Origin of the sequence: Salinibacterium sp. (assembly GCF_031364185.1) — a bacterium.
Classification (GTDB): Bacteria; Actinomycetota; Actinomycetes; order Actinomycetales; family Microbacteriaceae; genus Rhodoglobus.
Genome location: NZ_JANLVV010000016.1, coordinates 1 through 7,006, shown reverse-complemented (window position 1 = coordinate 7,006; position 7,006 = coordinate 1). Strand labels below are relative to the sequence as shown.

9 protein-coding genes are annotated in these 7,006 nt (G+C 60.1%); 6 read left to right on the top strand and 3 right to left on the bottom strand.

Translation table 11 applies throughout. The annotated features are described in order from the left end of the window. A partial coding sequence (locus RMN95_RS17060; protein WP_397545217.1) for a DUF4342 domain-containing protein occupies nucleotides 1–174 on the bottom strand: 174 nt, incomplete at its 3' end. A gap of 624 nt (nucleotides 175–798) precedes the next feature. On the opposite strand from RMN95_RS17060, the gene RMN95_RS17055 reads away from it, so the two are divergent. The 6 genes from RMN95_RS17055 (at nucleotide 799) to RMN95_RS01105 (ending at nucleotide 5,989) form a co-directional block, all read left to right on the top strand. Further along, entirely contained in the window at nucleotides 799–1,311 is a 513-nt protein-coding gene (locus RMN95_RS17055) for an RNA polymerase sigma factor (RefSeq protein WP_397545216.1), read from the top strand. Next, nucleotides 1,304–2,281 (top strand): hypothetical protein, encoded by a 978-nt coding sequence (locus RMN95_RS01125; RefSeq protein ID WP_309615127.1) that lies wholly within the window; start codon nucleotides 1,304–1,306, stop codon nucleotides 2,279–2,281. Before RMN95_RS17055 ends, RMN95_RS01125 begins: the two co-directional genes overlap by 8 nt. Beyond that, complete coding sequence (locus tag RMN95_RS01120) at nucleotides 2,281–2,772, top strand: peptidase inhibitor family I36 protein (RefSeq protein ID WP_309615126.1); 492 nt, start codon at nucleotides 2,281–2,283, stop codon at nucleotides 2,770–2,772. The genes RMN95_RS01125 and RMN95_RS01120 overlap by 1 nt, the downstream gene beginning before the upstream one ends. Before the next feature lie 178 nt (nucleotides 2,773–2,950). Then, nucleotides 2,951–3,256: a lactococcin 972 family bacteriocin gene (locus tag RMN95_RS01115; RefSeq protein WP_309615125.1), complete on the top strand. Its 306-nt coding sequence runs from the start codon at nucleotides 2,951–2,953 to the stop codon at nucleotides 3,254–3,256. Nucleotides 3,257–3,342: 86 nt separating this feature from the next. After that, a complete protein-coding gene (locus RMN95_RS01110; protein WP_309615124.1) occupies nucleotides 3,343–5,310 on the top strand; it encodes a hypothetical protein in 1,968 nt (655 codons plus the stop codon). Nucleotides 5,311–5,314: 4 nt separating this feature from the next. After that, entirely contained in the window at nucleotides 5,315–5,989 is a 675-nt protein-coding gene (locus tag RMN95_RS01105) for an ATP-binding cassette domain-containing protein (protein ID WP_309615123.1), read from the top strand. Nucleotides 5,990–6,258: 269 nt separating this feature from the next. Here the strand turns inward: RMN95_RS01105 and RMN95_RS01100 are convergent, their stop codons facing one another. Further along, entirely contained in the window at nucleotides 6,259–6,684 is a 426-nt protein-coding gene (locus RMN95_RS01100) for a hypothetical protein (RefSeq protein ID WP_309615122.1), read from the bottom strand. A 9-nt stretch (nucleotides 6,685–6,693) separates the two neighbouring features. Beyond that, the coding region (locus RMN95_RS01095; protein ID WP_309615121.1) for a hypothetical protein at nucleotides 6,694–7,006 on the bottom strand (313 nt) is incomplete at its 5' end.

The following is a 7,006-nucleotide window of genomic DNA, read 5'->3' as shown; positions in this document are numbered from 1 at the left end:
GGTGTGACCAGAGCTGTCTTTGACGACGATCCGTTGCACATTTCCTTCGTGCAAAAGTTCCTTGATTTTTACCAGCAGCGCCTCACCCTGCACCCGGACCTTCTCAGCGAACGGCTCGTCAGGTGGGGTCGTGCCGGAAGTGTTCTGGCCCGTGCTGCTGTCGTTGTTGCTCATGGGAGTTTCCGTTCTGCCGGGGCGAAGCGCTGGCGCCGTTTCGATGGGTACCTTCTATCTAACGGGGCAGGTTGGATGCCCGCTAGGGGCGAAAGTCCCCACCCGAGCGTGCGAGCCTGGTAGCGGTTAGTCTCAAGACGGCGAGTGTTGTCCAATATCTCGAGTTCCGGTCGGGGCTATGGAGTGTCGAGTCAACTTTTGTATTGTGAATCTCGGCGCCATCCTGTGCTTTACCCAGCCAGTTCTCCCAGCCGGTCGAATTAGCTATCGAGGAGCACGTAATTGCCGCTGCCTGCGGCGCGGGCCGAGAGGGCATAAGGTTCACTCAGCCAATAGCCACTTTCGTTCTATGTAGTGATGCTCGACAGCCCCTCTCGGCTGATCGCGAACTCGTTGAAGCTCGAGGGGGCGAGCTCCGCGATAGTGAAGGCGTCGATCCCATAGTTACGTCCCATTGACTATCAGTGCACTATCTGACCAGAAGGGGTGAGAGCCAAAGGTTTGGCCGATGTCCGGCGCGTTCCGAGCGTAAGCGGGACGGGGCGCAATCTTCTCGAAATTTGTTTGTAAGGATCCGCCGTGTTGCGGAAATGTATGAGGTAGGGGGATACGTGGTGATGGGCCGTGACGCTTGATGATGATGCCGCGGAGCGATTTAGCGCCCAGTATCGAAGTAACTATTCGATGATCGCCGCCACGTGCGCGAGACGGTTGGGAAACCGGCAGGCAGGCGAGGACGCAGCGCACGAAGTTTTCAGGATCGCTTGGCAACATTCCTCAACTGACGTCATAGATGTGGCCTGGCTGTACGTGACAGCAAGGAACGTTGTTGGTAACGAGTACCGACGTTCTTCGCGGGCGAGTGCGGCTTACGTCCGGCTGGAGCCTCGTCAAGAAGTGGCCCAGGAGGAGTCAACGGATGAAATGGATGTTACGGCCGCCATCAGTCAACTTCGACAGGCCGACCGGGATTTGCTCTACATGGCGTATTGGGAGGATCTGACGGCTCGGGAGATCAGCGACATTCTCAAAATATCGGCCGGCGCTGTGTGGGTGCGACTATCTCGGTCTCGGGACGCTTTGCGACGAATACTTGAGGCAACGCCGGCAGAGTCGTGGAGGGAACAGCGTGGATGAGCTCGAGCGGCGTATCCGTGCCGCAAACCCCGGGTCAATCCGACGAGGAGACCCGCTAAGCGCGAGAGCAGAACGGGGGCTCAAGGAAATTTTGGCTGACGGGCCAGAGGAGACCGGCCTCCCGGTGAGGCAGTGGCGCAGGCCTGTGTTCGTCTCCGTAGCCGCGGCGGTGCTCGTCTTCATCATGGCCGTGAGCGTATTCCTCATTGCGATGCCCCGGGCTGCAATGGCCGCTCCCCCACTGCTTGAGCTGACTCCAGTAGCGGGCAGCGTCAGCTCAGCACTGGAAAGGATCATCATGAATGCTCAAACCGCTCCAGCTTCATCGTCATCCGCGTCGATTGCGTCGGAGACCTGGTCGGCAGATCTCACGCTTGACCCAGCCAAAAGTGAAACCTTCGTGCAACCGAGAGAGATTGTGCGCACCCGATCCGAAAGCCTCGGAGGCGAGATCATCATCACGGCGGGCCCGATCCGTTGGGGCAGCATCACGACGAAAGAACACCCCCCGGCGCCCGGGACGGAACTTGAACACCAAGTGTTCGAGCATGGCCAGTTCCCGCTCCTGTTCACCCAGCCTCCGCCATCCAATCCGTTGGAAATGAAGGCGTACTTCGCGAGATTCCTCGGAACGAATGCAACCACCACCACAGGCGAGTACTTCCGTGGGATCTCGGATCTTCGCAACGAATGGACGCTGAGCGGGACCCAATCCGCCGCGCTGCTCACCTTCATCCAAGGTTTGCCCGATGTCGAACTCTCAGGCGAAACCCTTGACCGTCTTGGCCGGCCCGGGCTGGTTCTATCAACAAATTCACGCACCGGTGGTGCATTCAGCGATCTGCTGGTCGTGGATCAGAACACCGGCGTCTTGCTCGCGGCCGAGCAGGTCTATCTGGGCGGGCTGACTGACGTTCACCTCAAAGCTCCAACTGTCCTCGACTACATCGCATGGAAGGAATCCAACTAATGAACACATGCCGCCGAGCAATCGGTGCGGCCTTTGCCGCCGCCCTCCTCGCTGCACTGACCTTGACCACCACCCCGGCACTCGCCTCACCAGCGGACCCGTTGGAAGCGCGCACGGCGCAGGTGCTGGCGTCACATCCGGGCGGCGAGGAGATCGCACCGGGAGTAATCTCCTGGGATGGAGGAGCGGTCGTGCTCACGCTTGAGGGCGCCGCTACCGCTCGCGCCATTGGCACCTGTGCAACGGGTCAGTACTGCGCGTGGAGCGGTACCTCCTATACCGGAACCAAACTAGCCTTCACCTCATGTTCGTCTGGCGGCACATCAAGTAGCTTGTCACTACTCAGCGGGCTGGCACGATCGACCGCCAACGCACGTACCTTCGGCAGTGTGGACGCCGTTAGCGGCAGTTCAGTGATCTACTCAATGTCCACGAACACAGGTCGCCCCTCTAACGGCACAACTCTTTCCGCTCTTGTCTGCTACAGCTAACTCGACTACGTGACCTCGGCCACCTTCAGCACTGTTGTAAGGATGTGAGTGAGTCCGGAAATAAGCAGGGTAAGAGGGTTCGCAGAGTCGCATAGTTCCTCAGAGGACGCCCGCAAGGGGTGGGGCGCCGTCGAGGCGGCGGTGGGGTGGGCCCGTTCACCTCCAATAGATCGGATCAATGCTCATGAATATCAAACACACTCTGTCAGGGGGGATCATGGCCGTCGGCCTGGTCCTAGGTGGCGGTGCGGCGGCGTTCGCCACAACGACGTATCCGCCTGAGGGTGGCACGTGGAACTACGGCGTCGTTGCTGGGGTGCATCTGTACTCCGACTACTTCCACCAGACCGTGTGCCACGGCTCCTCCACACGCAACGACTGGGGCCTGTCGTCGTCCCCCGACGTGGCTGGCGGAGTCTGGTCGAATAACTCGCAACCGACCACATCGATCCAGAACAACCGGGCGTACTACCGGACTTGCTGATCATTTCCTACCAACGCACGAGTGCAGCACCATGCGGAGTGTGGTGCTGCACTCGTGCGTGCCAGGGCACGGCGGAAGGTAGATAGATGCTGAAGATTCTTGTTCGCATTGCCGGAGTCGCGATCGCTGCTTTGATTGCTCTCGTCGTTGGAGTCTTCGCGTCCGCGGCTGACATTGACGGACTCCCCGACGCAGACCACATCGCTTCGATTCGGGTTGACAACAGCCCGCTCCCCCGATCCGAGATCGTCGAACGCCTTGATGCATTTGCCGAATCGACCGGCGTAGGTATCGTTCGAGTTGCGAGTGCGCCAGATGACTTCCTCAATGGACGTGTGGCCTTCCGATTCGGCTCGGACTTCGACGAAAGGACAAACGTCGACTGGTTCTCCCCCACAATGAGCGGTTCGATCATCGACTCGTCCGAGCTCGGCGCCACCAGCCTGAACGGCGTCTATGCGATATACGGGAGCGACGCCGATGCCGCGACCTTCCAGCGGTGGGCTCAGAGCAAGTTGACCGCGGAGGTCGTCGTCAACGCAAAGTCCCCCGCGGCCCTGCTGTCGTATGTGCTGTTGACTGTTGGAGCGTGGGTGCCCGTTACTGCGGCGTTGCTGCTGCTGGGGGCGACGATTCTGTCATGGTACGTGTTGCGTGCCCGCGCACGGGAATTGAGCATGCTCGCCGGCATGCGCCTCTCGATGATCGTGCTCACTGACCTTCGCTCCCTACTCGCCGCTCTAGCGTTGCCGGCGATCACAACGTTCGGCGTCTCGGTGATTATCGCGCTTATCGCCGGCTTCGGCAGAATTGGCTACTTCGTTGCCACGCTGGGCACGTTCTCCGCAGTCGTCGGAGGCACCGCAATCGTCCTGGCCTTGATCATGGCGGTCCTCACGCTCCCGGACGTGAGACAGATCGCCGCGCGAAAGCCACCGGAGCGGAGCTCGTGGCTGCTGAGTGAAATGTTCAAAGCGACAGCGGTTATCCTCGTCGCCGCAATCAGTCCTGGAACGCTGGGACTTGTGGCGGCAGCGGCAGCGGCGAGCGAACTCGGTTCAACCTGGGCATCAATGGGTGACAGTGTCACGGTCCGCATCGGCAGCGCCGAACTAGGAGACATTCAGAACAACGCATTCGGAGGTCTTGTGCGGGACTCTGCGAAGGATGACGCCGTGCTCTTCTCGATGTCGCTGAGCTCAACTAACTCAGTAAACCTCGTCGACGCAGTGGGGACCAGCGAACTAGCCGCACTTGGATTCGACAGTGTGGTCCTGGCTGATCGGCGCTACCTCGATTCCATCCAGACCGCGGGGACAGTGTCGGTCGCCGACTCGGACACGATCAAGAACATTGAAGATCTCCCCCCGACAATCGCGCGATTGCTCCTCCCCACAATTCAGCTGTGGACGCTGTCAGGAGACGTGCCCGATCTTCACTTCTACCGATCTGCGGGAGCTTCCCGGTTCCCGGTGTTTGGCGGCATGGCTGGCACCTTTGAGACACACTCCGAGCCTCTGATTCTGGGGGTCGATGGTCTCGACCAGTTCAACGATCCGTTCCTCACGTCAGCCCTCAGCCAGGGCAACCTCGTATTCACCGACGCTAGCCAGGTCGCGGCCAGTGTTGAGACTCGGCAGATGTCGGCCGAGGTGCTGTCGGTCGACCGCGTCGCAGATCTCGGTCTATACGACGCACAATCGAAGCAACGCAACGCTCAACTCGGGCTGGTCGCGGTGGCGTTGGCCCTTCTCGCTCTCATCATGTGCGTTACCGTTACGGCGTGGATTTTCTCGTTGCTGCGCCGCCGCCGCTGGTTTGTCCAACACACCGCTGGGCGTAGCTGGAATGCGATCCTACTGCCAAGGATGGTCTGGGAAGCGGTCGTCGCAATTACCTTCGGCGCCGCTCTGTCAACCGCTCTCGCTGCACTATCGCCAGCGATGATGTGGATCGGCGGCGTCGCGCCCCTTGGATATTTAGTTCTGAGCTGGGGTATTCATCTCTGGGCCGCGACCACCACGTTCAGGAGCACACTTTCTAGGAGAGGATAAGGCCATGCGACTGAGAGCAGATCACATCTCTCTTTTCATCGACGGCAAACCCGTATTAGAGAAGGTATCCGTTACAGCGCGACCCGGGCGGATGCTGGTTCTTGCTGGAAGCAGCGGAAGCGGGAAGACGACGTTGCTCAACGTGCTCGGGCTGCTACGACGGATTGACGCAGGAGAGGTCGTGGTCGGCGAGCAGAACGCCACGAAATGGCGCGACAGAAACCGTCGTCGGTTCTGGCGTGAGCACGTCGCGTTCATCTTCCAGGACTACGGCTTGATTGAGGAGGCCAGTGTCGAGTACAACGTGACCGTCGGTCGTCGAACTCTTCTGGGGATACGTAGAGGGGATCGTGAGCGCGTAGACGCTGTGCTGGAGCATGTGCTGCTGCGGGGCCGCAACAAGGAACAAACTTCTCGACTCAGCGGCGGAGAGAAACAGCGCGTTGGACTTGCGCGAGCTATGTTTCGCCAGGCTGACATCGTTCTGGCTGACGAACCTACCGCATCCCTCGACCGCAAGAACCGCGAGATGGTGACGAACTTCCTCATTGAGGAAGCCCGACGTGGTGCAACAGTGGTCGTCGCCACTCACGACGAAGACCTCATGGCAGCCGGGGACGACCTGATTCGGCTCGACCAGGTGGAGGTCGCTGAACCGGCTCACCAATCCCCAGAGTGATTGGCGCTTTCGCATCAGGACTCCTACCTAGGGTTGGACGATCGTACGGTAAGAGTCTCGGCGTGACTCGGTGTGGATTATGTCCAAAGTCCCATCGCAGCTGAAGCGGCGGTGACGTTCCGACCCTGTATTCCATGGTAAAAACCTCGCCTGTAGATGCTGGCCGCGGCGCCACCGCCCGGAGACACCGGATGATGCCCGAGATGAGATCTAGACAACACGACGGTGATCGAGGGAGACGAATCGATGTCCGCTTGGGGCGAAAGTCCTCACGCGACATCACGCGCCGACAGCCAGGAAACAATTCCCAAGAGCCCGAAAACGAGCGCGAGTTCCGCGATGCCGGCTGTGAAGTACAGCCCTTGCAGCCAGCTGAATCCGTGAATGATCACCGTCTCGACCATGATCCAGATGACCACAGAGAACCCCGCGACAGCGCTCCAGAGCAGAGATGACACTCGGTGACGCAGGACCAAAATAGCCGCAAGCGTGTGGGTACCGCCGATAATCACAGCAAGGATGAGTGCAGGCCCGGCGAACGAGGGAAACGGACTGCCCTCCAACAGCGAGAGAGGCATTCCGAGACCTCTCGTGAACCAGAGTGCAACCGCTCCCCCCACCGCGGAAGCGGCAGAGAAGATGAGCACGGCAGCCAGGCTTCTCGCAGTGATCGTTGTGAGAGTGGAGGTTCGCATGGCTGTCCTTCAGTCGAGAATGAGATCGGTCACGTTGCGCCGCATGGTCTGCGGATACTCGATAGTCGGGGTTCCCACCCTGACGATCATCTGGATGGTGTCACCACCTGGCGCGTACTGGTCGTGAACGGCGGCGTATGGTGCGGCCATGGCCGGATACTCCTGGATTACCTGACTCAGCGGCTGCATCACCAGGCCCATGCTGCGGGCCGTGAGGTCGAACTGGCTGTAGAGCATCCCGGCCTCGACCTGCTCTCGTCGGGTGTTAGCGGACGTCGAGATGATGCCGTAGGCCGGCGTTGCCGCCACGGCCGCCGTCGTC